Source organism: Kitasatospora sp. MBT66, assembly GCF_000710405.2.
In the GTDB taxonomy this organism is placed as follows: domain Bacteria; phylum Actinomycetota; class Actinomycetes; order Streptomycetales; family Streptomycetaceae; genus Kitasatospora; species Kitasatospora purpeofusca.
Genome location: NZ_JAIY01000018.1, coordinates 71123 through 71424, shown reverse-complemented (window position 1 = coordinate 71424; position 302 = coordinate 71123). Strand labels below are relative to the sequence as shown.

Sequence of the window (302 nt, the reverse complement as noted above, 5' to 3'; positions counted from 1 at the left end):
CCTCCCGGCGGGCGCGCGGCGGTGCGGACGCGGCGACCGGAACGGCGACGGCGGAGCGGACCGAGGACGGGGCGCCGGTGACCACCGAGCGCCAGGAGGTGCTGGTCGCCCGGATCGCGGCGGTCGGGATCGGCGCGGTGGCGATCGTGCTGAGCCTCTTCGCGCAGCAGCTGAACGTCGCCTTCCTGGTCGGCCTGGCCTTCGCCGTGGCCGCTTCCGCCAACCTGCCGGTGCTGCTCTACAGCCTGTTCTGGCGGCGGTTCACGCCGCGCGGCGCGGTCTGGTCGGTGTACGGCGGGCTG

Annotated in this window: 1 pseudogene; it reads left to right on the top strand. The window is 75.8% G+C overall.

What is annotated here, in order from left to right:
• A pseudogene (locus tag BI06_RS54360) lies at positions 1 to 302 on the top strand (cation acetate symporter); the annotation flags it as partial.